This is a genomic window from Deinococcus wulumuqiensis R12 (assembly GCF_011067105.1).
Lineage (GTDB): Bacteria > Deinococcota > Deinococci > Deinococcales > Deinococcaceae > Deinococcus > Deinococcus wulumuqiensis.
On sequence record NZ_CP049357.1, the window covers coordinates 406,936 to 431,240 of the forward strand.

Genomic DNA, 24,305 nt, shown 5'->3' on the forward strand with positions numbered 1-24,305 from the left:
TTGCAAGTCGGATTGAATCTGAAACTACCAGATTCAATCGGAATCCGTATTAGACCTTTCACAGTTTCGCCCCCCCGCGCCCGTCCCCGGCAGGACACGCGGTTAGAGCATTTGACAAAAAGACGCAACGTCTTTTTGGCGAGCGGACTGGGACAGCTCGAAGAGAGCGAGTGCAAAACACTGAGCAGGGCGGACTTGCAAAGCTGCGAAGCAGAGAATGGAGTGATGCGGGGTGCCGTTCCGCGCATCACGTAATTCGGAGAACTGCTCTAGACTCGCCGCATGTCTTTGCCTCCCCTCGCGCTCAGCCATGAGCACCTGCAAAAACTGGTGACCGCTGACCTGGTGCGGCCCGACCACCTGCTCGGCGCCCACCCCACCACCGAAGGCGGCGTTCAGGGCGTGCGTTTCGCCGTGTGGGCACCGAGCGCCCAGCATGTCAGTGTGGTGGGCGATTTCAACGGCTGGGACGGCTTTTCGCATCCCATGCAGCGCCTCGACTTCGGCTTCTGGGGGGTCTTCGTGCCGGGGGCCGAACAGGGCCAGCGCTACAAGTTCCGCGTGACCGGGCAGGATGGGCGCACGGTGGACAAGGCCGACCCTTACGGCACCTTTTTCGAGGTGCGTCCCCAGACCGCCAGCATCGTGTGGCAGCGCGGCTTCGAGTGGACCGACGGCGAGTGGCTCGCGCAGCGGGTGCGGCGCGGGCAAGCACTGGAGCAGCCGGTCAGCATCTACGAGTGCCACGTGGGGTCGTGGGCGCGGCGCGACGACGGCTGGTTCCTGAACTGGCGCGACCTCGCGCACCGGCTGGGCGAGTACGTGACCTATATGGGCTACACGCACGTCGAACTGCTCGGCGTGATGGAGCACCCTTTCGACGGCTCCTGGGGCTATCAGGTCACGGGCTACTACGCCCCGACGAGTCGCCTGGGCAACCCGGAAGATTTCAAATATCTGGTCAACCACCTGCACGGCCTGGGCATCGGCGTCCTGCTGGACTGGGTGCCGGGCCATTTTCCCACCGACGAGTTCGCCTTGGCGCACTTCGACGGCTCGCCGCTCTACGAGTACGCCGACCCGCGCAAGGGCTTTCACCAGGACTGGAACACCTACATCTTCGACTACGGGCGCAACGAGGTCGTGATGTTCCTCATCGGCTCGGCGCTCAAATGGCTTCAGGACTTTCACGTGGACGGCCTGCGGGTGGACGCGGTGGCCTCCATGCTTTATCTGGACTTTTCGCGGACCGAGTGGGTCCCGAATATTCATGGCGGGCGCGAGAACCTCGAAGCCATCGCCTTTCTCAAGCGCCTGAACGAAGTCGCGCACCACATGGCCCCCGGCTGCCTGATGATCGCCGAGGAAAGTACGTCCTTTCCGGGCATCACCACGCCGACCCCCGAGGGCCTGGGCTTCGACTACAAGTGGGCGATGGGCTGGATGAACGACTCGCTGGCGTACTTCAAGCAGGACCCGCTGTGGCGCAAGTACGACCACCACAAGCTGACCTTTTTCAACGTCTACCGCACCAGCGAAAACTACGTGCTCGCCATCAGCCACGACGAGGTCGTTCACCTGAAAAAACCGATGGTCCTCAAGCACCCCGGCGACTGGTACGCGCAGCGGGCCGACTACCGCGCTTTTCTGGCGCTGATGTGGACCACGCCCGGCAAGAAGCTGCTGTTCATGGGCCAGGACTTCGCGCAGGGCACCGAGTGGAACCACGATGTAGCGCTCCCCTGGTACCACGCCGAGCAGCCCGACCACCGGGGCGTCATGAACCTGGTGCGGCGCCTGAACGCCCTGTACGTGGGCCGTCCCGACTGGCACGCGGGCGACGCCCGTGAGGAAGGCATGGCCTGGATTGCTGCCGACGACACCGACGCTTCGGTCTATGCGTTTGTCCGGCGCGACCCGCGCGGCGCGGCCTGGAGTCTGGTGGTCGCCAACCTGACCCCGGTCTACCGTGAGGGCTACGCGGTGGGCGTGCCACAGGGCGGCGAGTACCGGGTCGTGCTCTCCACCGACGACGGCGAGTTCGGCGGCTTCGGCACCCAGCAGCCCGACCTCATGGCCCGTGAGGAAGCCGCCCACGGCCAGACCCACCGCCTGCACCTGAACCTGCCCCCGAGCAGCGTGCTGGTACTGGAACCCGTGCAGCCCGCCGCTCCCGCCCTGTCGCCCGTGCCGTCCCTGACGCCCGAACAGGTGGAAGCGGCGCGGCAATCGGCCCAGGCTGTGCAACTAGAGCGGGCCGTCTCGCCCCAGCCCAACGAGCAAAAGCGCCTGATTGCCGACACCCCCGCCCGCGTGGACGGTCCGAGCGTTCCGGCAGATGCCGAACCCCTGACCGCTGAACCTGCCGACCCGGAAGGCGGGGAAAAGGCTTGAACCGCGCAGGCCCCGGCCCCCTGACCGCCGTCAGCCTGCTGCTTCTGCTGCTGCTCGCTGGGTTGCTGCTCTGGCCGCTGCTGAGTGGTGGCCCCCCTCCGAGTCCGTACCTGATTGCGGGGCTGCTGTTTGCCCGGCTGGGCCTGCAAGTCTGGCGGGCGCAGCGCGACGAGCGGCTCAAGCGGCCTTCGAGTTGGGCCATAGACCTGCTGCTGATTGCGCTGCTGCTGTGGGTGGCGAGCAATCAATGACGAAAAAGGGGGCGCGGCAGCCTGGGTCTTTTCCCCCGCTGCCGCGCTCCCTTTTCCCTGTTCTCAGCCCTGCGCCACCAGATCGGCATATTCGGCGTGCTTCTCGATGTAGCCGCGAATAAAAGCGCATGACGGCACCACTTGCTTGCCTGCCGCGCGGATATCGTCCAGCGCGAAGCGGGCAAGCTGGCTGCCCAGGCCCTCGCCTTCGTGGTCAGGGTTGACAACGGTGTGCGGCATCACGACGTTTTCCCCCTCCTGGCGGTACTCGGCGAATCCGACGACCTCGTCGCCCAGGACGATTTCATAGCGGCTCTGCTGCTCGTTTTTACGGAGTTCTGGCATGGGGGCAGTCTACCTTCCTTTCCGCCGCACCTTTACTCTGATTTGCGTGAAAGTCGTCATCAGCGTGGATATGGAAGGCATTTGTGGGGTCGCGTCGTGGGTGCAGGTCAGCCCGCCCGAGTTCGGGGGACCGGTGAGCGGCAGCGAGTATGAAAAGGCCAGGATTCAGATGACCCGCGAGGCCGCCGCCGCTGCCGAGGGTGCCTTTGCAGCGGGTGCAAGTGAGGTGCTGGTCAACGACAGCCACGACACCATGCGCAACCTCTTGCCCGAGTTGCTGCCCGAGCGGGTGCGCTACACCACCGGCAACGACAAGCCGCTGAGCATGGTGCAGGGCGTACAGGAAAGCGGCGTGGGGGCGCTGCTGTTTGTCGGCTACCACGCCCGCGCCGGGAGTATGCGCGGCCCCCTGGCGCACACCTGGAACGGGTTTGTCCGCAACGTGCGGGTCGGCGGCGTGGACACGGGCGAGTACGGTCTCAACGCGCTGCTGGCGGGGCAGTACGGCGTGCCTGTCGCTTTTGCGTCCGGCGACGACGTCGCCATGAACGAAATCCGCGCCGAACTGGGCGAGGGGGTCGAGACGGTGGCGGTCAAGGAAGGGCTGAGCAGCTTCGCCGCCCTTCACCTGCACCCCGCAGAAGCCGTGCGCCGCATCCGGGCCGGGGCCGAAGCCGGGGTGCGCCGCGCCGCCTCGCTTGCTCCCCACGTCACCCGCTGGCCCGCGCCCTGCCAGCTCAGTTTCGACCACCAATCCCGCGCCGACGCCTGCGAGCGCGTGCCGGGCATCACCCGCGTGGACGCCGTGACGGTGGGCTGGGAAAGCGACAGCGCCTATCACCTGTTCCAGACCTTCCGCCTGCTGGCGAAGGTGGCCGAGGTGCGGCTGGACGGCTGAAGCCCGGCCTGGCGGCTGGGAAGTGGCCCTTCCCGCTCATCCCCCGTCAGGTCCGGCGCCCTAGCCTGCCTTCATGCGACAGCTTCAGATGGTGGCGGCCCTGGCCCTGATGTCTCTTTCCGGTACGGTGGGCGCGACCACCTGGGCCGGGGCGGACGTGAGTAAGGCGGGTTACGGCGTGCGGCTGGGCAGTTCGCTGCTGGCCGTACCGCGTATCGGGGCGCTGGGCGTCGAAGGCAGTGCCGAGAAGGGCTGGCAGGGTGCAAACCGCTACGCCGCCGCGCTGACCCTGCGCGACCTCAACCTGCCGCTGACGAAGGTGGACGCCTTCGCCAGCGCGGGCGCCGAGTATCGCCAGGGCCTCAACCTCTACGCGGAAGGCGGCCTGCGCGGGCCGGTGCTGGGACCGCTGGGCTGGCGGGCCTACGCCCGGGGCACCCTGACCGGGCACTTCGGGGCCGGGGTGGGCCTGGAACTGCGGTTCTGAATTGCCCGGTCAGGGCGTGGAGGAACCTTCTTCCAGCCTGGGGCCACCTGTCCTCTTCTCGTCCTCGGCGCGTTCCTGCGGAAAGACGGTGCTCTTGTCGTCCGCGTAAATGGCGTCCTCTTCCTGCTGCGCGGCATGGACACCCCGGTCGCGGTAGCTGTAGAGCTTGCCGTCCAGGCCCGTGATCTCGATGGTGTAGGCGCTCAGGCGCTCGTCGTCAATGCGGATGACGCTGCTCTTGACCGTATCGGACATTTCGGCGGGCAGATTGTAGTCCCCGAGCGCCGCCGAGTCGCACGGCTGGCCCGCAACCGCAGCGGGGAGCGTGCCGTCGCCCTCGGGCCGGGTCCGCAGAGCTTCGAGGCTGCGCGCACAGGACCGCAGGTAAAACTCGGCGTCCTGCTGCACTTTGACGTCTGTTGAGGCCTTTTTTTCCGCTGCGGTGTCACACCCGACGAGCAGGCAGCCGCTCAAGACCAGGCTTGCGCCCAGCCGCTGTATTTTCAACATGTTGGGAGTCTAGAGCCGGGGCCGCTCTTCTTCATAGACGCGGGTGGTGGTGCGCCCGAAATAGGGGATGCGGTAGTTCACGCGGTCCATAGAGGGAATCCCGGGGCCGCCGAACATGATGGCGAGGCTGCCCCCGAGCAGCAGCAGCGGCAGCTCCAGCCCCGCCGGAGCGAAGAAGGTGCGCCCCCAGTGGACATACCAGATGGCGCCGAACATGATGCAGCTGAGCAAAAACGCCACCGTGCGGGCCGCCAGCCCCAGAAACAGCAGCACGCCGCCGACGGTTTCGATGGTGGCGACGAGCGGCGCGGTCAGCAGCGGATAGGGCACGTCCCAGGCCCGGAACTGCTCGACCAGCGGGCTGAGGTCGCCCCAGGTGATTTTCTGAATTCCGTGGGCCACGAACACCACACCCAGCACCAGCCGGAGAAGCGCAAGACCGATTTCTGGTTGACGGGCCATGTCCGCCAGTGTAGCAGTCGGCTTCCAGCCTCCGCGTTCTCATAAATCTGTCCTCAAGTCCGGCACACCTGCCCGCTGTGGCGGGGGACTACAGTGCCTGCCATGACCGGACGCCGCAGTGACGAACAGACCGACATCCCCCAGCAGCAGCGCAGCACCGATTCCGAAAGCGCCACCAAGTTCCCCACCCCGCAGTCGGGCGTGGTGCAGGACGGCCCCGGCACCGCCGACGCAGGCGTGGAACAGGGCGGAATGCTCGACGAACACGGCAACTATGTTTCGGACGACACCAACGTCCTCGACGCTCCGCTGGAAGGCGGCACCCAGAGCGAGCCATACGGATTTCGCTAAATTCCTGCACAGTCGGAACTACACCGCCTGTGCATCCATATCGCGAAATCCGTATCTTTTCCTACTCCTTTCAGTCGAATTGAATCCAGAAATCTGCTGGATTCAATCGGAATCCGTATCAGACGAGCGCTGAGCGCCGCAAGCGACCGGCCCCCTTCCGCGTGGGAGGGGGCCGGTCCTTTCTCGCTGTAGGCGCTGGCTGGGGTCAGCGAACGTCCATCAGTTCGACATCGAAAATCAGGGTGGCGCCCGGGGGAATCACGCCGGGCACGCCCGCTTCACCGTAGGCGAGGTGGCCGGGAATGGTCAGCCGGGCCTTGTCGCCCACCCGCATCTGCGCGATGCCCTGGTCCCAGCCGGGAATCACGTAGCCGACGCCCAGCGGAAACTCGATGGGCTGGCCCCGGTCACGGCTGGAGTCGAACTTCTGCCCGTTTTCCAGGGTGCCGGTGTAGTGGACGCTGACCATCTTGCCTTTTTCGGCAGGTTGACCGTTGCCCTCGTGGTACTTCTCGATCTGAAGGTCCTGATCCATGCGGTGAGCCTAGCGCCTGGGTCCGCCGCAGGGCGGGACAGTGAAACAGCTGTGAAGGGTCCAGCGCCCGCCCGGAGTTCTGGAAAGGAGTTTTGTCCCTGCTGGCCGACATGAAGCGGACATCATCTGCGGGCCACTTCCGCTCACCCTTCAGCTCTTAGACTGGAGGTATGAAAGGCCTGAAAGAATTTCTGGAATGGCTGCGCGGCACGCTGAGCGGCCCGACCCGGCCACGTCCGGTGCCGATTCCCGTGCGCGTGCGCGAGCGCCGCTGAACCCCGACGGTCTGCCCTGAGCGGCAGGCTTTTTTCTGGTCCCCGCTCCCATGTGTGAGCCACCTCAACGTGGCCTCAAGACGCAGACACTATGCTGCGCCGATGCCGGAGCTGTCCCCCGCCGTTTTCCCCCCCGACCCTGACCACGGCATGGCGGAACTCCGCGCCCTGATCGAATCCCGGCCCGATGTCGAGCGTGGGCGTGTCGAGGCCGCCTACGTCTTTGCCCGTGACGCGCACGCCGGGGTGCGGCGCAAAAGTGGCGAGCCGTACATCACCCACCCGGTGGCGGTGGCGGTCATCCTGGCGCGGCTGGGCATGGACACCGACAGCCTGATGGCCGGGCTGCTCCACGACACGGTGGAAGACGTGGAGGGCGTGACCTTCGAGCGGATCGAAGCGAATTTCGGTCCTGACGTGCGGCGCATCGTGGAGGGCGAAACCAAGGTCAGCAAGCTCTCCAAACAGGGCAACCAGCAGGCCGAGGTGCCGGGCGACGGGCGCGACATGCAGGCCGAGAACCTGCGCCAGATGCTCATCGCCATGACGGTGGACCTGCGCATCATCGTGGTCAAGCTCGCCGACCGCCTGCACAACATGCGGACGCTGGGCAGCATGAAGCCCGAAAAGCAGGCCCGCATCGCCCGCGAAACGATGGAGATTTTCGCCCCGCTCGCGCACCGGCTCGGCATCGGGCGCATCAAGTGGGAACTCGAAGACCTCAGCTTCCGGTACCTGCACCCCGACGCCTACGAGTACCTGCAGACCCGGCTGCGGACCCGCCAGGAAGAGCGCGACGACCTGATCGTGAACGCGGTGGCCGAACTGCGCGGGGCGCTGGAAGACGACCTCGAACTGCTCGAATGGGTGGAGGACATCGACATTGCGGGCCGCTCCAAGCACCTGTGGAGCATCCACAACAAGATGCAGAAGGAGGGCAAGGCCCTCGAGCAGATTTTCGACCTCCTCGCGCTGCGGGTGATTCTCAAGACCCGCCCGCTGGCGGTGCCCGAAGGCGTGGACGAGTCGCGCCGTGAGCGGGCCGAGGAAAACCGCGAAAAGCGCGTGTGCTACCACACCCTGAGCGTGGTGCATTCCATGTGGACCCCGCTGCCGGGCCGGGTCAAGGACTACATCGCCGTGCCCAAACCCAACGGCTACCAGAGCCTGCACACCACCGTCATCTCGCGCAGCGGTCAGCCGATCGAGGTGCAGATTCGCTCGCTGCGGATGCACGAGGTGGCCGAGTACGGCGTGGCCGCGCACTGGATTTACAAACAGGGCGGGCAACTCGCGCAAAAAGACCGCGAGAACTGGATCGCCCAGCTGCGCGAAATCCAGAACGAAATCGGGGACGCGTCCGACTACATCGACGCGGTCAAAAACGACATCCTCTCGCAGCGGGTGCGGGTCTTTACCCCCAAAGGGCTGGCGGTGTCGCTCACGGCGGGCAGCACACCCATCGACTTCGCCTACCACATCCACACCCGCATCGGGGAAACGGCGGTGGGGGCGCGGGTCAACGGTTCCATCGTGCCGCTCTCGCACCGACTGCAAAACGGCGACATGGTGGAGGTGCTGACCAGCAAGCAGGGCAAGCCCAGCGAGGACTGGCTCAATTTCGTGGCGACCCGCAGCGCCCGCACCAAGATTCGGGCCTACTCGCGCCAGCAAAAGCGCGACGAGGGGCTGCAAAAGGGGCACGACCTGCTGGAGCGTTACCTGCGGCGACGTCAACTGGCGGTGCGGCAGCTGATGCGCTCCAAGCTGCTCGAAGAGGCTGCCCAGAAACTGCTCGGCACCCGCAACCCCGACGAGCTTTACCTCGCACTCGCGGCGGGCAAGCTCACGCCCAGCGTGGTGGCCCGCATCCTCTCGCCCACGCTGGCGCAGGAGCAGGCGGCGCCCAGGTCACCCCGGCCCGCCGCCGTCAAGCCCTCCGAACACGGCATCTATGTCGAGGGCTTTACCACCCAGACCAAAATCAGCAACTGCTGCTCGCCCATTCGCGGCGACCAGATCATGGGTTACCTCACGCGGGGGCGCGGGGTCAGCATCCACCGCATCGACTGCCCCAACATGGTCCGGCTGCTCGCGGGCGAACCCGAGCGCTGCGTGGCCGCCTCGTGGAACGCCGTCAGTGAGCAGGAACTGATCGTGGACCTCGACGTGGTCGCCGAAGACCGCTCGCACCTGCTGGCCGACGTGATGAAGGTCCTGAGCGACCAGAAGACCAGTTCGCTGAAGGTTGAGGCGCGGGCCGACGCGGGGGGCACCGCCCACATTCACCTGCGCCTCGCCGTGGGCAACCCGGGCCAGCTGGAGGTCGTGCGCTCGGCGCTGCTGGCCGTGCCCAACGTGACCGACGTGCTGCGCATCGGGCGCGGGCCGAAGCGGGGGTGAGAGCGGCGGGCATTCCGGGCGACGGGCTGGCCCCGCAGTGCGGACGGCGCCCGATTCCCTGTTGTTCGCCCCCCAACCTGCTAGCCTGCCCGAACTATGTTCGAGTCGCTGGGCAACAAATTGCAGGACATTCTGGAAAAGCTGGGCCGCGAGCGCCAGCTGACCGAGGCGCAGGTCAAGGCCTCGATGCGCGAGATTCGCATGGCGCTGCTCGAAGCCGACGTGAACTTCACCGTCGCCAAGGACTTCGTGGGCCGCGTCAGCGAGCAGGCGGTGGGCCAGCAGGTGCTCGGCTCGCTCAATGCCGGGCAGACCGTCATCAAGCTTGTTCACGACGAACTGATTCAGACCCTCGGGGGCGAGTCGGCGCAGCCCTCGCTCGACAAGAAGCACAACGTCTGGTTCATGGTCGGCCTTCAGGGCGCGGGCAAGACCACCAGCTCGGGCAAACTCGCCGCGCACTACAAGAAGCAGGGCCGCCGGGTGCTGCTCGTCGCCGCCGACACCCAGCGCCCCGCCGCCCGCGACCAGCTCGAAGTGCTGAGCAAGCAGGTCGGCGTGCCGGTGCTGAAGGTGAACGACGGTGAAACGCCCGCCGAGACGAAGGCCAGAATCGAGGAGCATCTGGCCCGCGACCCGCGTGACCTCGTCATCGTGGACACCGCCGGGCGCCTTCAGATCGACGAAGGGCTGATGAACCAGCTCGCCGCGCTCAAGGCCGAGTTGCAGCCCACCGAAACGCTGCTGGTCGTGGACGCCATGACCGGGCAGGAGGCGCTCAACGTCGCCCAGAGCTTCGACGAGCGCATCGGCGTGTCGGGCCTGATCATGACCAAGATGGACGGGGACGCCCGTGGGGGCGCCGCGCTCTCGGCCCGCTCGGTCACGGGCAAGCCGATTTACTTTGCCGGGGTCAGCGAAAAAATCGGCGGCCTCGAACCCTTCTACCCTGACCGGGTGGCCGGGCGCATCCTGGGCATGGGCGACGTGCTGGGCCTGATCGAGCGGGCGCAGGAAGCCGACCTCAAGGCCATGGACGTCAAGAAACCCGGCGACTTCGACCTCGAAGACCTGCTGCTGCAACTGCGTCAGATTCGCAAGCTGGGGCCGCTGGGCGACCTGATGAAGATGATTCCCGGCATGAGCCGCGCGCTGCCCGAGGGCTTTACCATCGACGAAAAGCAGCTTCAGCGCATCGACGCCATGATTTCTTCGATGACGGTCAAAGAGCGGCGCAACCCCAAGATGATTGACGGCAGCCGCCGCAAGCGCATCGCCAAGGGCAGCGGCTCCAGCGTGCAGGACATCAACAAGTTGCTGAAAATGCACGAGCAGATGAAGGAAATGATGAAGATGCTCGGCCAGATGACCGGCGGCAAGGGCAAAGGCATGCGGATGCCCAAACTGCCGCGCGGCGGCGGTCAGGTGCCGCCGAGTCTCAAGATGAAAAAGTAAGGGGCAAGGGGAGCGCGGGGGCCGGGACGCGTCACTTCCGGCCCCCACACTTCTGAGCCGAGAGGGTGCAGCCCCTCATGGTACGCTTCGTCACTGAGATGACGTTGCCTTTTTTCCCACTTCGTGACCGGCGCTCTGGCCGGGTCATCGCCCGGCAGGTGCGCCCATGATGGTCCTGGCGGCGCTGCTGTCGTGGTTTTTGCTTGGGCTGTTTATTCATTACAGCAAGCGCTTCGGCTGGGGGCAGCCGGTCCGGCAGGAAGGCCCGCAGACCCACCTCGTCAAGGAAGGCACCCCCACGGCGGGCGGCGTGGCGTTCGTGCTGGCGCTGGTGCTGGTGTTTCTGGCGCTGCTGGCCTTCGGCGGCATCGGGCAGGCCAACCTCAGCCGCGAGGTGATGATTCTGCTTGCCGCGCTCGGCATGGGCGTGGTGGGCGGCATCGACGATTTCCTGAAAATCCGTTCGCGCAAGTTCGGCGGCAAAAAGGAACTGCTCGCCCGTGAGAAGTTCCCCTTGCAACTGCTCGTCGCGCTCCTGTTCGCGGGCTTTGCCGCGCCGCTCGCCAGCCATCAACTGCTGCCCGGCTTCATGTCCGTCGGCGGCTATCCCATCTTCGACATGCTCTTTATCGCCTTCGTGATGGTGGGCAGCGTCAACGCCTTCAACTTCACCGACGGCCTCGACGGTCTGCTCGCCGGGGTGGGCATGATCGTGCTGCTGCCGCTGGTGGCCGTGTCGCCCATCAGCGCACTGATGGTGGCGGTGCTGCTGGGCTTCCTGTGGTTCAACGCCCACCCCGCCCGCGTGTTCATGGGCGACATGGGCAGCCACGCCATCGGCGCGGTGGCCGCCGGAGCCTACGCGCTGTACTCGGACGTGTGGCTGCTGCCGATTGCCGCCATCATTCCCGTCATCGCCGTGCTGAGCGTGGTGATTCAGGTCGCGTCGTTCAAGTCGCGCGGCAAGCGGGTGTTTCGCATGACGCCCATTCAGCACCACTTCGAACTCAGCGGCTGGCCCGAAACCCACGTCACCCTGCGCTTCTGGGTGGTCACCGGCATCGCCACCGCGCTGACGTGGTGGCTGATGGGCGGGCGGCCCTGAGCACCAGAGAAGATGAACAGGCCGGGGCCACCGCTCCGGCTTTTTCTTTTCCCTCCCGTCACTGCGTACAATCCGGGAATGACTGTTTTGCCGGCGCCTGACCTGCTCGCCCGCGCCCTGAGCCGCCGCGCGGGGCTGCCGGAGACGGGTACCACCTTTTACCGCGCGGTCCACATCACCGAAACCGGGGGTGTGTGGGCGCTGGACGTGGCAGGAGACGCCGGGGTGCTGAGCCTGTACGCCGAACTGGGGCCGGAGGCCGAACACGCCCTGGCCGCGCAGTGTGGAGAGGGTGCGGGGCTGGCCGGGGTCTACCTCAAGCGCCGCCCGCCCGAGGCGAGACACCTGGCGAACGTGGCCCGCGAACGGCTCTCGCCGCCCGACCCGGTGTGGGGCGCGGCCCGGCCCGAGGTGACGGTGCTGGAAGAAGGGGTGCCCTTCCTGATTCGGCCCGGTGCCGACCTCAGCCTGGGGCTGTTTTCCGACGCTCGCCCGGCGCGGCGCTGGGTGCGCGAACACTCGGCAGGGGGGCGGGTGCTGAACACCTTCGCGTACACCTGCGGCTTTGGCCTGAGCGCGGCCCTCGGCGGCGCACAAACCGTCAAGAACGTGGACCTCTCGCGCAAGGTGTTGGGGTGGGGGCAGGCCAACTACGCCCTGAGCGGGCTGGCGGCGCCCGACCCGGACTTTCTGTACGGCGACGTGTTCGGGTGGCTCGAAAGGCTGCGCAAGCGGGGCGACCTGTTCGACCTCGTCGTGCTCGACCCGCCCGGCTTCGCCCGCTCGAAGGCCGGAACGTGGCGGGCCGACAAGGACTACGGGCGGCTGTTCGCGCAGGCCTGCGGGGTCACGGCTCCGGACGGGCGCGTCCTCGCGCTGCTCAACCACGCCGGGGTGTCGGCGGGCGGCCTGACGCGCCTCATCGAGCACGGGCTGGACACGGCGGGGCGGCGCGGACGTCTGAGCGCCGCGCTGGGGCCGGGGCGCGACTATCCCGGTGCCGCGCATCTCAAGGTGCAGGTGTGGGACGTGGAGTGACCGATGAAGGGTTGCGCCGGTTCATTTTGTAAAGCATTCGGGTAAGCTGTGGGCATGACTCAAGGCCAAGACCAAGTGCTGCAACCCCTGACGACGCCGGAAGAGGTGGACCAGTTCCTGAAAGACCACCCCCAGGCCGCTGTGTTCAAAGCCGGAACCTGCCACAAGACCATGCAGGGCTTCGGCGTCATCGAGACCTTCCTGCAGCGTTACGAACTCCCCATCGGCTTTATCCGGGTGGTGGACTGGCGCCCGGCGAGCAACCACGTCGCGGAGATGACCGGCATCACCCACCACAGCCCGCAGTTCATCCTGTTTCAGAATGGTCAGCCGCAGTACGAGGTCAACAACTGGGACATCACCCCCGAAGCCCTGGCGCCGGTGTTCAGCCAGCACGTGCCCCAGCGCAGCGGCGCGGCGCAACTCGCCACCGACGACAACGTGGAGCCTTACCGCCAGTTGATGCGGGCCTACCTCGACGGGCAGCTCAGCGACTGGGCGTTTCAGGACCAGTACGTGACGATGTTCCGCGACGACGCCAGCCTGCGCTCGCAGCGCGAGTTCGACCTGCTCTCGCGCCTGTTCGGGGACCCCGACGCCTACCACGGCGGCCTGCACCAGCTCGGTGCGCCGCAGGACCGGGGCGACCTGAAAGCCCGCGTGCAGGACGTGCTCGACCAGCTCGGTTAAGCTCCTGCCCTTGCCGCCCTGCCCTGCCTGGACCTTCCGGGCGGGGCCTTTTTGTGGGGGCGGCGCGGGAGACGGACAGAGGATTGTAATACGGATTCCGATTGAATCTGAAACTACCAGATTCAATCCGACTTGCAAAGCTGCGCAGCAGAGCGGATGCGAGTAGGAAAAAATACGGATTCCGCGATATGGATGCACAGGCGGCGCCTTCCCAACTGTACAGGCCCGACTGTGCAGGAATTAAGCGGAATCCGTATAAGTTGGGGGTAAGACCCCGGCGGGTGTCATGATGGGCAAGGCCAAGTCTGAACTCTGCCCCCGGCTTCCGTTTCCTGCGACCTGTCTGCTGCTCATCCTGTTCGTTGCTCACCCATGACCCAGAACCCGCATCCCCCCACGTCCGCCGCGCCGCTACGCCTGCCTGTGCCCCAGGACCAGGTCGTGTTCCGGCGCCTTTCAACCGACTTCTACCCCTGGACCGAGGTGCTCACGGCGCTGGAGACGTTGCAGCAGCAGGGCCTGACCGGTGTGCTCGACGTGGAGCAGCAGGGCCGCTGGGCGCGGTTCGTGTGGGTGGGCGGGCAACTGCTCGGGGGCCTCGCGGCCAGCGGCAGTGAGGTCACGCTGGACGTGGCGATGCGTGGCCTGTCCCGCGCCTGGGTCACCCTGACCCTGACCGACCCGCTGGTGGCCGAGGTGCTGTGGGAGTGCCGCCACACCGCGCCGCGCCCGCTGCCGCTGCCCTGGCCCGCCGTCCACGAGCGGTTGCAGCGCGAGCGGTTTCAGGGGGTGCTGCTCGCCGGGCCCCACTGCTCGTTCTGGGAGGGGGGGCGGGTGACTTCGGGCGTGCTGCCCCCCGCAGGCGCGACCTGTCACGCGCTGTCGTCCAGACAGCAGCACAACCGCGAGTTGCTGGTCAGCACCTGGCGTGAGGTGCTGGCCGTGACCGCCCGGACCGCGCCCAGGTTCGAGGAGGTCTGGAAGCAGGTCAGCATGCAGCTGGCCGGGCGGCACCCGGTCCTCGACCCGTTTGCAGGTGAGGTGACGCTGATTCGGGGCCGACTGGCGGTCGAGGACGACGTGCCGATGCAGGAACTGCTGCCCGCGCTGCTCGCGGCCTACCGGCTGAGCCTGCGGCAACTGCGGCTGGACCTGCGGACCCTGCCGCTCGACGGGGTGCGCCGCGGCCCCGGCTGGGCGGCCACCGGCCTGGAGACGCTGTGACCCGCTGGACCCACGACATTCCCCGTTGGCCCAGCGGCCTGCGCGACGAAACCTCGCTGCCCTACGCGGCGTGGCGGGTTCTTGATCTGGTGGACGGCAAGCGGACCCTGGCACAGATCGCCTCGCAACTGGAGCTGAGTCAGGAGGACGTGGAACGGGCGCTGGAACAGGCGCAGAGCTGGACCAGCCGCGCCCTGCGCCGCGAGCAGCCGGTCACCGAGGCGGTGCTGGGCAACGTGACCCAGGCTCTGGTGAGCGTGGTCGGCCCCATCGGGGAATTCCTGATTGACGACGCGCTGGAGCAGGTGGGGGAGGGGGCCACCCTCTCGGCGCTGCTGGGGGCCGTCGCGCCGGAACTGGACGAAACGCACCTGCACCAGTTCGTGCGGCAGTTGCGGGCGCGGAGGCTGGCCTGAGTTCGCGCCGATGTCTCTGCCCCCACCCTGATGGTCCGCTGCCTGCCCGAGAGGCCCGCCTGCCCGAGAGGAAAGCCACATGAAGTACACGGTTCTGATTCGCCAACCCGTTCCCGAGGAGATTCGCCCGCAGCTGGAAGAGCAGCTGGTCAGCCGCTTCGGCCTGAGTGCCGAACAGGCCCAGCGCCTCGCCGCCCGGCGCTCGGGCCGCCTGATGAAGCCCACCTCGCAGGCCCGCGCCGAGCTGCTGGTGCAGGTGTTCGAGTCGGTGGGCGCCCAGGTGTCGCTTGAAGAGGTCCGCGCCGACGGGCCGGGAGCAGCGGCCCCAGTGCCAGTTCCCGCAGCCCCCGCTGACCCGGTTTCCGCCGGCCAGTCCTCCGCCGGGGCGCCGGACCCCTTCGCGTCGGCGGGGGCCAGCGATCCCTTTACGCCGAGCAGCGACCTCTTTGCCGACCTTTTCTCGGCGCCTGCGTCCTCCAGCACGGTGGTCGGGGCGGTGGCCGGAGGCCTGACTCCAACCGGCTCGACTGCGGGTGGCTTGACGGGTGTCGCTGGCGCTGGCACGGGGGCCGCACCGCAGGTTCCTCCGCTGGACGTGAACGACGCCGACCCCGATGTCCTGCCCGACTGGGCCAGATCGCCCGCTCCGGCGCGGGGGCGTCCGGACCGGGAGGCGCCCGCAGTGGGAGGTGACGGTGCGGGTAATCAAACGGGGAACGACGACTGGGCCGATTTCACCGGTTCGCTGTCCATGCCCGAGTCGGACACGTTGCAGGTGTCGCGTCCGGCGGGCGCCGCGCCGCGTCAGTCCACCGAGTTCCTGACCGAGGTGGGCGACGAAGCGGTGGTCAACGCCCAGCCCCGTCACAGCCTGACCCAGCAGATTCGCCTCGGCACCCTGGCGCCGCTGGTGCTCTCGGGGCTGCTGACCCTGGGGCTGCTGCTGCTGACCCTGCCCCGGCTGGAGCAGCGGCTGATGCAGAGCAGCGCCCAGACCCTCGCCTCGGTGATCGGAACCACCCTGCCGGGCGGTGCGGCGGCCCAGGCCGCGCAACTGGGCGCGGCCGCGCGCGACCCCAACGTGGGCTTCGTGCGCCTGGAGGTGCCCAGCGGCAACGCCACGCTGCGTTCGGCGGCCACCTCCGACCTCGCCGCGCTCAATACCCGGCTGGCCGCCTGGAGCGGCAGTGCTCGCCCGGCGGGGCGCCTGCGGGTCGGCAACCAGGACTACGCCGTGAGCCGTGTCAGCATCGTGCGGGGCAGCGGGGGCGTCCTGCGGGCGGTGCCTGCGGGCCAGGAAAACTCGGCCCCGGTGGTGCGCCGGGTCACGGTGGGGGTCGCCAGTGCGCAGGCCGCCGCCAGCCTGCGCAGCACCCTGGGGCTGGTCGTGCTGACCACCCTGCTGGGCCTGCTGCTCGCCCTCGCCTTCGCCGCCCGCGCCGCCCGGCAGATCGTGGGGCCGCTCGAACGGCTGGTCGAGGTGGCCGACGCCATCTCGCTCGGTGACCTGACCCGCCCGGTCCGCATGGAGCGCAACGACGAAATCGGTGATCTCGCCCAGGCCCTGGAGCGGATGCGCCTGAGTCTCGAAGCGGCGATGGACCGCCTGCGCCGCCGCAAGCGCACGTAAAAGGGAGAGAGGAGAGGGCAGAGGGCTAACCTTCTGCCCTCTCCTCTCTCCCTTTGCGGCTTAGCATGCCTGGCATGCGTGTTGTCCTTAAGCTCGGCACCAGTGTTCTGACCGCAGGCACCGACCGCCTGCACCGGCCCCGGCTGGTGGACCTGATGCGCGACATCGCCGCCGTGCACGCGCGAGGGCACGAGGTCGTGCTGGTGACCAGCGGCGCGGTCACGGCGGGCTGGGAGGCGCTGGGCTTTCCGCCGCGTGAGCGCACCCTGGCCGAAAAGCAGCTGCTGGCGGCGGTGGGACAGGTGCAACTGATGCACCTCTACGCGTCGCTGGCCGACCTCTATGGGCTGCGGGCGGCGCAGCTCCTGCTCACCGCCGACGATTTCCGCGAGCGCACGCGCTACCTCAACGCCCGGACCACGCTGGAAGGCTGTCTGGGCCGGGGCGTGCTGCCGGTCATCAACGAGAACGACACCGTGGCGGTGGACCAGATCAAGGTGGGCGACAACGACACCCTCTCGGCCTTCGTCGCCAATCTGGTCGGGGCCGACCTGCTGCTGATCCTGACCGACGCGCCGGGGCTGTATACCGCCGACCCGCGCATGGACCCCGGCGCCACCCTGATTCCGGTGGTGGAGCGCGTGACCCCCGAGGTCTGGGCGCTGGCGGGCGGCGCGGGCAGCCACCGGGGCACGGGCGGCATGCACACCAAGATTCAGGCCGCCGAAATCGCTACACGCGCCGGAACGCCTGTGGTCATCGCCCCCGGCGACGCGCCTGAAGCCCTGCGCCGGGTGGTGGACGGCGAGGCCCTCGGCACCCGCTTTCTGGCGTCGGGCACCCGTCTGGAAGCCCGCAAGCGCTGGATTCTGGCCGAGATCGCCCAGGGGCGCCTGCTGCTCGACGACGGCGCGGCGCAGGCGGTACGCGAGCGCGGCAGCAGCCTGCTTCCGGCGGGCATCCGGCAGGTGGAAGGCGACTTCGAGCGCGGCCACACCGTGCGCCTGCTGGCCCCGGACGGCCAGGAACTCGGGCGCGGCCTGACCCGTTACCGGGCCGACGACCTGCGGCGCCTCGGCGGGCACCACTCGCGCGAGATCGAGGGGTTGCTCGGGTACACCTACGGCGACGAGGCCGTTCACCGCGACGATCTGGTGCTGCTCTAGCTCCCGCTGCCCTGGGACCTGTTGCCCTGGGGCGCGTCCGGCATTTGCGTGCTTTCCCGCCCGGACGCACCCCGTAGACTCGGCAGATGACGCAGGCCGATTCTCTCCCCACCGTTCAGGCCCCGAGTGTTCAGGAACTGGGCCAGCGTGCCCGCCGCGCCGCCCGCGTGCTGCGGTCCCTGCCCACCGAGCGCAAGGTGCAGGCGCTCCGGGCGCTCGCCGACGAGTTGCGCTCGCGCGAGGCCGGGATTCTCGCCGCCAACGTGCGGGACGTGCAGGCCGCCGAAGCCGCTGGGCTGCCCGCGCACATGGTGGACCGGCTGCGGCTGGACGCCTCTGCCCTCGCCGCCATCGCCCGCGACGTGGAAGCGGTGGCCGCGCTTCCCGACCCGGTGGGCGAGCAGACCGGGGAAAAGACCCTTCCCAGCGGCATTCGCGTCTCGCAGCGCCGGGTGCCGCTGGGCGTGCTGGGCGTCATCTACGAAAGCCGCCCCAACGTGACCGTGGACGTGGCGGCGCTGGCGCTGATGTCGGGCAACGCGGCCATTCTGCGCGGAGGCAAGGAGACGGTGCATTCCAACGCCGCCCTCGAAGAGGCCATCCGCGCCGCGCTGGAAGGGGAGGGCCTGCCCGGGGCCGCCGTGCAGGTCATCCGCGACCCGGACCGCGCCCGGATGCTCGAACTGCTGCGGCTCGACGACTGCGTGGACGCCATCATTCCGCGTGGGGGCGCGGGGCTGCACCGTTTTTGCGTGGAAAACGCGACGGTGCCGGTCATCGTGGGCGGCATCGGGGTCGTTCACCTTTACCTGGACAGCTCGTTTACCCGCACGCCGCAGGACGTGCAGACCGCCGCCGACCTGATTCGCAACGCCAAGACCCAGAAGCCGAGTGCCTGCAACGCGCTCGACACCCTGCTCATAGACCGCGCCGCGCTGCCTGCGTTGCCCGGCGTGCTGCGTGCGCTGCTGGAGAGCGGCACGGAGCTGCGGGCCGACGCCGAGGCGCTGGAAGCACTCAGCCGCGCCGGATTGACGGCCAGCCCCGCGCAGCCGGGCGACTACGGCACCGAGTTTCTGGCGCTGACCGCCAGCATCCGCACCGTCTCGGGGCTGGACGAGGCGCTGGACTTCATCGCCGAGCACGGCGGGCACACCGACGTGATTCTGACCCGTGACGAGGCGCAGGCCCGGCGCTTCGTGCAGGACGTGGACAGCGCCGCCGTGATGGTCAACGCCAGCCCCCGCTTCAACGACGGCGGGCAACTGGGCCTGGGGGCCGAGGTCGCCATCAGCACCCAGAAGTTGCACGCCCGGGGACCGATGGGCCTGCGCGAACTGACGACCACCAAATGGGTGGTGCAGGGGGACGGGCAGATTCGGGGCTAAGGGGCATGCCCCCCTCATCCCGCCTCACCCCCGGCCCGGTACACTGAGCCGTTACGCCGCTCGCGGCGCCTGTTCCTGATTTCCTGTCCCTGATTCCCTTGTTCCCCGAGGTTTCCCCTATGACCCCCATCCTGACCCTGTTTCTGATTCTGTTCGCCGCCATCTGCGTCGGCCTGGTGTTTTTCGTGCTGCTGCAAGTCCCCAAGCAGGCGGGCCTCTCGGCCAGCATGGCTTCGGGCGGCTCGCTGCTCGGCGGGCGCGGCGTTGAAGGCGGTCTGGTCCGCACCACCGCCGTCCTCGGTGGGCTGTTTATGCTGCTCGCTTTCCTGATCGTCTTTATCTCGCGCTGAGCAGGGCATCTCGCGCTGAGCAGGACAGGGGGAGGGGCACCGGCTGGGTTCGCTCGGCGCGGTGCCCCTCCCTCTGCCGTTTCCCTATTTCCTGCCTGCCCTGTCGTCCACGTCCAGGGGCTGAACCTTGCGGCTTTCCTCGCCTGCCCGGACGCGGGTGCGCGGGGCGACCACCTGTCCGGGGCCGACCTGTGCGCCTTCTTCCAGGTGGGCGTAAGCGCCGATGACGCTGGGGCGGCTGTTGGCCGTCTGCCCGCCGACCCTGGCCCCCGGCCCGACCTCGGCCCCCTGGTCCACCACGGCGCGGCTGACCTGCGCCCCGGCGCGAACCACGGCGCCCGGCTGAATCACCGAGTCGCGGACCACGGCGCCTGCCTCGACCACCGCGTTCGGAGCGATCAGGCTGCGTACGACTTCCCCGGCAATCACCGCGCCGCCGCACACGAAGGCCGCGTCCAGTCGGGCAGACTTTTCGATGCGGGTCGGCGGGCGGCTGATGCTGGAAGTGATAAACGGCCACTTCGGGTCGTCCAGGTCAAAGCCTTTGCCGTCCAGAAAGTCGCGGTGGGTTTGCAGGTAGGCGTCCAGGGTGCCCACGTCCATCCAGTAGCCTGACATGGGGTAGGCGTAGGCGTCGCCCCGAGCCACCAGAGCGGGCAGCAACTGCTCGCCGTAGTCGCCCAGTGCGCCCTGCTTTTGCAGGTTCCCCAGGGTGGAAAGCATGATGTCCGCGTCGTACACGAACACCTCGGCGGTCACGGTCTTGCCCAGCGGCTCGTCGGGCTTGTAGGCGAACTCGGTGACCTGTCCACCCTTTGCGCCGCCCTTTGCACGGACATTGCCGAAGCGGGTGGCCTGCTTTTCATCGTCCAGGTCGGTGGTGACCATCGTGACGCTCGCGCCGTGCTCGATATGCTGCCGGATGACCTCCGAGTAGTCCAGCCGGTAGACGTGGTCGGCACTCAGCACCACGATCAGGTCGGGGTTGAATTCCCGGATCAGGTGCGCGTGCTGCGCCAGCGCGTGCGCGTTGCCCTGTGCAAACTCGCCTTCCTCGTTCTCGGCGTTGGAAAAGGGCGGCATCACCACCAGCCCACCGCGCGTGCGGTCCAGGTCCCAGGGCCGCCCGCCCGAGAGGTGGTCGTTCAGGCCGTGCGGCATGTACTGCTCGATGACCCACACGTCGGAGATGCCGCTGTGGACGAGGTTGGAAAGGGTAAAGTCGATCAGGCGATAGGTGCCCAGAAACGGCACCGCAGGTTTGGCCCGCTCGTCGGTCAGCGGGGAGAGGCGGCTGCCACGCCCCCCGGCCAGCACGATGGCGAGAATGGTCTTTCCAGCAATGCGGGTAATCACCCGGCCAGTCTGCGGGGGTGTCTTGCCGGGCAGATGAGCCGCTGCGGGCAGAGTATTAGGGTTCAAGCGGCTGTGCCTACACAAGCTGTGCCTACACAAGCTGGGCCTACACAAAACGAACGTTTGTTGGGACGTGTCCCCGTGCCAGGGTAAAGTGACGCCATGACCTGGCTCAAACGGCGGCAGATTGGCGAGGCCGAGGTGTTTTCGCTCACCGACGGCACCTTCCGGCTCGACGGCGGCGCGATGTTCGGCACCATTCCCCGGGTGCTGTGGGAAAAGGTGGCGCCCCCGGACGAGGAAAACCGCATCCGGCTCAGAATCAACCCCCTGCTCATCAAGCTCGGCGGAAAGAATGTGCTCATAGACACCGGCATGTGGGACCGGGGCGGCGAGAAGTTCGAGCAGATGTACGCACTGGAACGCGACGAAACCGTGTTCCGGGGCCTGCGCGACGCGGGGGTGGAGCCGGACGACGTGGATATCGTCATCAACACCCACCTGCACTTCGACCACTGCGGGCGCAACACTGGGCTGACCGGCGAGCCGACTTTCCCGAACGCCCGCTACGTGGTGCAGAAGCAGGAGTGGAGTGATGCCACCCACACCCACGAACGCAGCCGGGCCAGCTATATCCCCGACACCTTCCTGCCCATCCACGAGGCCGGGCTGTTCGATTTCGTGGACGGCGAAACCGAGTTGCTGCCGGGCCTGAGCGTGCTGCCGCTGCCGGGCCACAACCTCGGGCAACAGGGCGTGGTGCTGCGCTCGGGCGGGCAAACCCTGGTCTACACCGCCGACCTTGTGCCCACCACCGCCCACGCCCCCTACCCCTACGTGATGGGCTACGACCTCTACCCCGTCACCTGCCTGGAGCAGCGCAAAAAATACCTGCCGCAGTGGTTCGAGCAGGGCGCCATCATCTGCACGCCCCACGACCCGGAAGTGGCCTTCGCAAAGTTGCACGAGACGAAGCGGGGCTTCGAGCTGAAGGAGGCAGAAGGCTGATGGCTCATGGCAGATAGCAAAAAGCACCCCCCGCCGAGTGCGTAGGCGGGGGGCGCTTTTCATTTTTTAGCCATCGGCCATCAGCCATCGGCCTTCTGCCATCTGCGCTGTCAGCTTGCCACCGGCTTGCTCGCCCTGTTCCGGTCCCGCCACTCCTCGAAGTACACCACCAGCGGCGCGACGATGTAGATGGAGGAGTAGGTGCCGACCAGGATGCCGACGAGCAGAATCAGGCTGAAGTCGCGCAGCACCGGGCCGCCGAAAATCAGCAGGCTGACCAGCGGCAGCATGGTGCTGACCGAGGTCATGATGGTGCGCGAGAGCGTCTGGTTGATGGCCGTGTTGACGATGTCGCGGTAGCTGCGGCCCCGCATGGTTCTCAGGTTCTCGCGGATGCGGTCCGAGACGATGATGGAGTCGTTGAGCGAGTACCCGATCAGGGTCAGCAGCGCGGCCACCGTCGCCACCGTGAATTCCAGGCCCAGCAGCGCGAACAGGCCCATCGCGATGGCCACGTCGTGAATGGCGGCGAGGATGCTGCCCAGACCCATGATGAAGTCGAAGCGGAAGCCGACATACACCAGAATCAGGCCCAGGCCCAGCAGCGCGGCGTAGACGGTCTTTTGGGTGAGTTCCTTGCCCACGGCAGGCCCCACCGTCTCGCTGGCGAGCACCTGTCCCTGCGGCAGCTTGGTGATGGCGGCGTTGAGCTGCTTGACCTCGGCGGCGGTCAGTTCGGGCACCTTGACCGTATAGGTCGCGCCCTGCTGACCGGGGGTGTTGTCGCGCTGAATGGTGGCGCTCTGGCCCGTGACCTTGCCCACGCCCGCGCCGATGACGGCGTTGCGCACCTGCTCGGTGCTCACGTTTCCGGCCACCCGCGTGGTCAGGGTGGTGCCGGGAACGAAGTCCACGCCGTAGTTCAGACCTTTGGTCGCCAGCAGGCCCGCGCCGGCCAGAGCGAGCAGCACCGACAGCGTGGTGATGATCTTGGCGGGCTTCATGAAGTCGAAGTTCGTCTGCTTAATCCACTGCGGCGCCGTCATGTTGGGTTTGCGCTGCGCCAGCCATTCCATGAACCACTTGGCGAAGACCAGGTTGGAAAAGGTGGACGCGATGACACCGATAATCAGGGTGACGGCGAAGCCTTTGACGGCCCCGGTGGAGTAGTTGTAGAGCGCCAGCGCCGAGAGCAGGTGCGCGGCGTTCACGTCCAGAATGGCGGCGGTGGAGTGCTCGTACCCGGCGCCGATGGCGTTCCTGATGCCTTTGCCCCGGGCGAGTTCTTCCTTGATGCGCTCGAACGAAATGACGTTGCCGTCCACGGCGGCGCCGATGGTCAGCACCAGACCCGCGATGCCCGGCAGGGTCAGCGTCGCGCCGAAGCCGCCCAGGATGCCCAGGATGATGACGGCGGAAAACAGCAGGCCCAGGGCGCCCACCAGTCCGAACCACAGGCCGTAGTACGCGAAGAGCATCACGAACACGAGGCCGACACCGACCAGCGCGGCAATCGCGCCGCTGCGAATGGCGTCGGCGCCCAGCGACGGCCCGATGGAACGCTCGGCGGCGGTGACGACCTTGATGGGCAGGGCGCCGGACTTGAGCACCAGCGCGAGCTGGCTGGCCTCGTCAGCCGTGAAGTTGCCGCTGATCTGGATGTCGCGGAACAGGCGCTGGTTGATGGTGGCGACCGACTGAATCTGGTCGTCGAGCACCACCGCCATCAATCTGTTCACGTTCTTGCCGGTAAAGTCCCCGAAGGTCTTGGCCCCGGCGTCGGTGGTCTTGAAGTTGACGACCCACTGCCCGGACTGCGGGTCGGTGCCCGAGGTGGCGTCCTCGATGGTTTCCCCGGTCGCCACCACAGGCCCAAGCTGCGCGAGGGTGTAGCCGCCACTGCGCGGATTTTTCTCACGCAGCGCCGGGTCGGGCTGGGCATCCGTGTTGACGATGCGGAATTCGAGGCGGGCGGTCTGCTGAATGATGTTGCGCGCGCGGTCCTGCACGGCGGGCGTGGCCCCCGGAATCTCGACCACCACGCGCTTGCCGCCCGAGACGGTCACGGTGGGTTCAGCGACCCCCAGCGCGTTGATGCGGTTTTCGATGACGGTCTTGACCCGGTCGAGTTCGTCGCGGGTGGCGGTGCCCGACTCTGGGGCCAGTTCGATGCGCAGGCCGCCCTTGAGGTCCAGGCCCAGCGTCATGAACTGGTACTGGTCGTTCCAGAGCGACCAGAGGTTGTTGCGGTGCTCCCAGGGCCGCCAGATGTAGAGCAGGCTGCCGAGCAGGGTCAGCAGCAGCAGCAGCGCCGTCCAGGGGTTCGGTTTGTTGGCGCTGTTGTTGCGCGGCGGTGGGGGACGGCGACTCGCACCGTTCATCTTGCGGGGTTGTTTGTTGCCGTAGGTCATGAAGGCTCCGTTGGGTTTGAGGGTCTAAAGGTGTAAGCGTCTAAGGGTCTAAAGCATTTGACAGAATGAGACTTGCGTTCTTGACCCTCTCCCCTCGTGGGACTTGCAAAGCTGCTTGCAGAGAGGGCCTCGCGCAGCGAGGGGTGAGGGGGCGTCC

Annotated in this window: 23 protein-coding genes; 17 read left to right on the forward strand and 6 right to left on the reverse strand. The window is 67.4% G+C overall.

Going from position 1 to position 24,305, the window contains the following annotated elements:
* The first annotated feature begins 282 nt into the window (after window positions 1-282).
* Window positions 283-2,394, forward strand: coding sequence for a 1,4-alpha-glucan branching enzyme (locus tag G6R31_RS02070; RefSeq protein WP_017870241.1), 2,112 nt, complete (start codon window positions 283-285; stop codon window positions 2,392-2,394).
* A complete protein-coding gene (locus G6R31_RS02075; protein ID WP_017870240.1) occupies window positions 2,391-2,645 on the forward strand; it encodes a hypothetical protein in 255 nt (84 codons plus the stop codon). Before G6R31_RS02070 ends, G6R31_RS02075 begins: the two co-directional genes overlap by 4 nt.
* A 63-nt stretch (window positions 2,646-2,708) precedes the next feature.
* Here G6R31_RS02075 and G6R31_RS02080 read toward each other — a convergent pair whose 3' ends face one another.
* The gene (locus tag G6R31_RS02080) at window positions 2,709-2,990 is read right to left on the reverse strand and encodes a GNAT family N-acetyltransferase (RefSeq protein ID WP_017870239.1); all 282 of its coding nucleotides are present in this window, start codon (window positions 2,988-2,990) and stop codon (window positions 2,709-2,711) included.
* Between the two features lie 46 nt (window positions 2,991-3,036).
* Here G6R31_RS02080 and G6R31_RS02085 point away from each other — a divergent pair, with 46 nt between their 5' ends.
* Entirely contained in the window at window positions 3,037-3,888 is an 852-nt protein-coding gene (locus tag G6R31_RS02085; protein WP_025567514.1) for a M55 family metallopeptidase, read from the forward strand.
* A 73-nt stretch (window positions 3,889-3,961) separates the two neighbouring features.
* Window positions 3,962-4,375, forward strand: a complete 414-nt coding sequence (locus G6R31_RS02090; RefSeq protein WP_025567516.1) for a hypothetical protein — start codon at window positions 3,962-3,964, stop codon at window positions 4,373-4,375.
* Between the two features lie 9 nt (window positions 4,376-4,384).
* Here the strand turns inward: G6R31_RS02090 and G6R31_RS02095 are convergent, their stop codons facing one another.
* Complete coding sequence (locus tag G6R31_RS02095) at window positions 4,385-4,885, reverse strand: hypothetical protein (RefSeq protein ID WP_017870236.1); 501 nt, start codon at window positions 4,883-4,885, stop codon at window positions 4,385-4,387.
* A gap of 9 nt (window positions 4,886-4,894) precedes the next feature.
* The gene (locus G6R31_RS02100) at window positions 4,895-5,347 is read right to left on the reverse strand and encodes a DoxX family protein (protein WP_017870235.1); all 453 of its coding nucleotides are present in this window, start codon (window positions 5,345-5,347) and stop codon (window positions 4,895-4,897) included.
* Between the two features lie 102 nt (window positions 5,348-5,449).
* On the opposite strand from G6R31_RS02100, the gene G6R31_RS02105 reads away from it, so the two are divergent.
* The gene (locus G6R31_RS02105; RefSeq protein WP_017870234.1) at window positions 5,450-5,698 is read left to right on the forward strand and encodes a hypothetical protein; all 249 of its coding nucleotides are present in this window, start codon (window positions 5,450-5,452) and stop codon (window positions 5,696-5,698) included.
* 205 nt (window positions 5,699-5,903) lie between these two features.
* On the opposite strand, the gene G6R31_RS02110 is transcribed toward G6R31_RS02105, so the two are convergent.
* A complete protein-coding gene (locus G6R31_RS02110; protein ID WP_017870233.1) occupies window positions 5,904-6,233 on the reverse strand; it encodes an FKBP-type peptidyl-prolyl cis-trans isomerase in 330 nt (109 codons plus the stop codon).
* 377 nt (window positions 6,234-6,610) lie between these two features.
* On the opposite strand from G6R31_RS02110, the gene G6R31_RS02115 reads away from it, so the two are divergent.
* From G6R31_RS02115 to secG, 11 genes are all read left to right on the forward strand, one after another.
* Window positions 6,611-8,911 (forward strand): RelA/SpoT family protein, encoded by a 2,301-nt coding sequence (locus tag G6R31_RS02115; protein WP_017870231.1) that lies wholly within the window; start codon window positions 6,611-6,613, stop codon window positions 8,909-8,911.
* Between the two features lie 96 nt (window positions 8,912-9,007).
* Entirely contained in the window at window positions 9,008-10,366 is a 1,359-nt protein-coding gene (ffh, locus tag G6R31_RS02120) for a signal recognition particle protein (protein WP_017870230.1), read from the forward strand.
* 166 nt (window positions 10,367-10,532) lie between these two features.
* Window positions 10,533-11,471, forward strand: coding sequence for a phospho-N-acetylmuramoyl-pentapeptide-transferase (locus tag G6R31_RS02125; RefSeq protein ID WP_017870229.1), 939 nt, complete (start codon window positions 10,533-10,535; stop codon window positions 11,469-11,471).
* Between the two features lie 78 nt (window positions 11,472-11,549).
* Entirely contained in the window at window positions 11,550-12,509 is a 960-nt protein-coding gene (locus G6R31_RS02130; RefSeq protein ID WP_025567521.1) for a class I SAM-dependent rRNA methyltransferase, read from the forward strand.
* A 54-nt stretch (window positions 12,510-12,563) separates the two neighbouring features.
* Window positions 12,564-13,199, forward strand: a complete 636-nt coding sequence (abxC, locus tag G6R31_RS02135) for a monothiol bacilliredoxin AbxC (RefSeq protein WP_025567523.1) — start codon at window positions 12,564-12,566, stop codon at window positions 13,197-13,199.
* 372 nt (window positions 13,200-13,571) lie between these two features.
* Window positions 13,572-14,423, forward strand: a complete 852-nt coding sequence (locus G6R31_RS02140) for a hypothetical protein (RefSeq protein WP_017870226.1) — start codon at window positions 13,572-13,574, stop codon at window positions 14,421-14,423.
* Window positions 14,420-14,839, forward strand: coding sequence for a DUF8082 domain-containing protein (locus G6R31_RS02145; protein ID WP_017870225.1), 420 nt, complete (start codon window positions 14,420-14,422; stop codon window positions 14,837-14,839). The genes G6R31_RS02140 and G6R31_RS02145 overlap by 4 nt, the downstream gene beginning before the upstream one ends.
* Window positions 14,840-14,918: 79 nt before the next feature.
* Window positions 14,919-16,469 (forward strand): HAMP domain-containing protein, encoded by a 1,551-nt coding sequence (locus tag G6R31_RS02150; RefSeq protein ID WP_017870224.1) that lies wholly within the window; start codon window positions 14,919-14,921, stop codon window positions 16,467-16,469.
* Between the two features lie 74 nt (window positions 16,470-16,543).
* Entirely contained in the window at window positions 16,544-17,635 is a 1,092-nt protein-coding gene (proB, locus tag G6R31_RS02155) for a glutamate 5-kinase (RefSeq protein ID WP_025566869.1), read from the forward strand.
* 86 nt (window positions 17,636-17,721) lie between these two features.
* The gene (locus tag G6R31_RS02160; protein ID WP_017870222.1) at window positions 17,722-19,023 is read left to right on the forward strand and encodes a glutamate-5-semialdehyde dehydrogenase; all 1,302 of its coding nucleotides are present in this window, start codon (window positions 17,722-17,724) and stop codon (window positions 19,021-19,023) included.
* Window positions 19,024-19,142: 119 nt separating this feature from the next.
* Window positions 19,143-19,373, forward strand: coding sequence for a preprotein translocase subunit SecG (gene secG / locus G6R31_RS02165; protein ID WP_017870221.1), 231 nt, complete (start codon window positions 19,143-19,145; stop codon window positions 19,371-19,373).
* 84 nt (window positions 19,374-19,457) lie between these two features.
* Here secG and G6R31_RS02170 read toward each other — a convergent pair whose 3' ends face one another.
* Window positions 19,458-20,795, reverse strand: coding sequence for a glucose-1-phosphate adenylyltransferase family protein (locus G6R31_RS02170; RefSeq protein ID WP_026138719.1), 1,338 nt, complete (start codon window positions 20,793-20,795; stop codon window positions 19,458-19,460).
* A gap of 96 nt (window positions 20,796-20,891) precedes the next feature.
* Between G6R31_RS02170 and G6R31_RS02175 the strand changes: the two genes are divergently transcribed.
* On the forward strand, window positions 20,892-21,737 hold the full coding sequence (locus tag G6R31_RS02175) for an MBL fold metallo-hydrolase (protein ID WP_017870219.1): 846 nt from the start codon (window positions 20,892-20,894) through the stop codon (window positions 21,735-21,737).
* Between the two features lie 110 nt (window positions 21,738-21,847).
* Here G6R31_RS02175 and secD read toward each other — a convergent pair whose 3' ends face one another.
* Complete coding sequence (gene secD, locus G6R31_RS02180) at window positions 21,848-24,148, reverse strand: protein translocase subunit SecD (RefSeq protein WP_017870218.1); 2,301 nt, start codon at window positions 24,146-24,148, stop codon at window positions 21,848-21,850.
* Window positions 24,149-24,305 lie beyond the last annotated feature (157 nt).

What these genes read in the sequence shown, in the direction of transcription:
- proB (WP_025566869.1), top strand. Translation starts at nt 16,544, where the DNA reads ATGCGTGTTGTCCTTAAGCTCGGCACCAGTGTTCTGACCGCAGGCACC.
- G6R31_RS02110 (WP_017870233.1), bottom strand. Translation starts at nt 6,233, where the DNA reads ATGGATCAGGACCTTCAGATCGAGAAGTACCACGAGGGCAACGGTCAA.
- G6R31_RS02140 (WP_017870226.1), top strand. Translation starts at nt 13,572, where the DNA reads ATGACCCAGAACCCGCATCCCCCCACGTCCGCCGCGCCGCTACGCCTG.
- G6R31_RS02070 (WP_017870241.1), top strand. Translation starts at nt 283, where the DNA reads ATGTCTTTGCCTCCCCTCGCGCTCAGCCATGAGCACCTGCAAAAACTG.
- G6R31_RS02080 (WP_017870239.1), bottom strand. Translation starts at nt 2,990, where the DNA reads ATGCCAGAACTCCGTAAAAACGAGCAGCAGAGCCGCTATGAAATCGTC.
- G6R31_RS02160 (WP_017870222.1), top strand. Translation starts at nt 17,722, where the DNA reads ATGACGCAGGCCGATTCTCTCCCCACCGTTCAGGCCCCGAGTGTTCAG.
- abxC (WP_025567523.1), top strand. Translation starts at nt 12,564, where the DNA reads ATGACTCAAGGCCAAGACCAAGTGCTGCAACCCCTGACGACGCCGGAA.
- G6R31_RS02125 (WP_017870229.1), top strand. Translation starts at nt 10,533, where the DNA reads ATGATGGTCCTGGCGGCGCTGCTGTCGTGGTTTTTGCTTGGGCTGTTT.
- ffh (WP_017870230.1), top strand. Translation starts at nt 9,008, where the DNA reads ATGTTCGAGTCGCTGGGCAACAAATTGCAGGACATTCTGGAAAAGCTG.
- G6R31_RS02095 (WP_017870236.1), bottom strand. Translation starts at nt 4,885, where the DNA reads ATGTTGAAAATACAGCGGCTGGGCGCAAGCCTGGTCTTGAGCGGCTGC.
- G6R31_RS02150 (WP_017870224.1), top strand. Translation starts at nt 14,919, where the DNA reads ATGAAGTACACGGTTCTGATTCGCCAACCCGTTCCCGAGGAGATTCGC.
- G6R31_RS02175 (WP_017870219.1), top strand. Translation starts at nt 20,892, where the DNA reads ATGACCTGGCTCAAACGGCGGCAGATTGGCGAGGCCGAGGTGTTTTCG.
- G6R31_RS02100 (WP_017870235.1), bottom strand. Translation starts at nt 5,347, where the DNA reads ATGGCCCGTCAACCAGAAATCGGTCTTGCGCTTCTCCGGCTGGTGCTG.
- secD (WP_017870218.1), bottom strand. Translation starts at nt 24,148, where the DNA reads ATGACCTACGGCAACAAACAACCCCGCAAGATGAACGGTGCGAGTCGC.
- G6R31_RS02090 (WP_025567516.1), top strand. Translation starts at nt 3,962, where the DNA reads ATGCGACAGCTTCAGATGGTGGCGGCCCTGGCCCTGATGTCTCTTTCC.
- secG (WP_017870221.1), top strand. Translation starts at nt 19,143, where the DNA reads ATGACCCCCATCCTGACCCTGTTTCTGATTCTGTTCGCCGCCATCTGC.
- G6R31_RS02130 (WP_025567521.1), top strand. Translation starts at nt 11,550, where the DNA reads ATGACTGTTTTGCCGGCGCCTGACCTGCTCGCCCGCGCCCTGAGCCGC.
- G6R31_RS02115 (WP_017870231.1), top strand. Translation starts at nt 6,611, where the DNA reads ATGCCGGAGCTGTCCCCCGCCGTTTTCCCCCCCGACCCTGACCACGGC.
- G6R31_RS02105 (WP_017870234.1), top strand. Translation starts at nt 5,450, where the DNA reads ATGACCGGACGCCGCAGTGACGAACAGACCGACATCCCCCAGCAGCAG.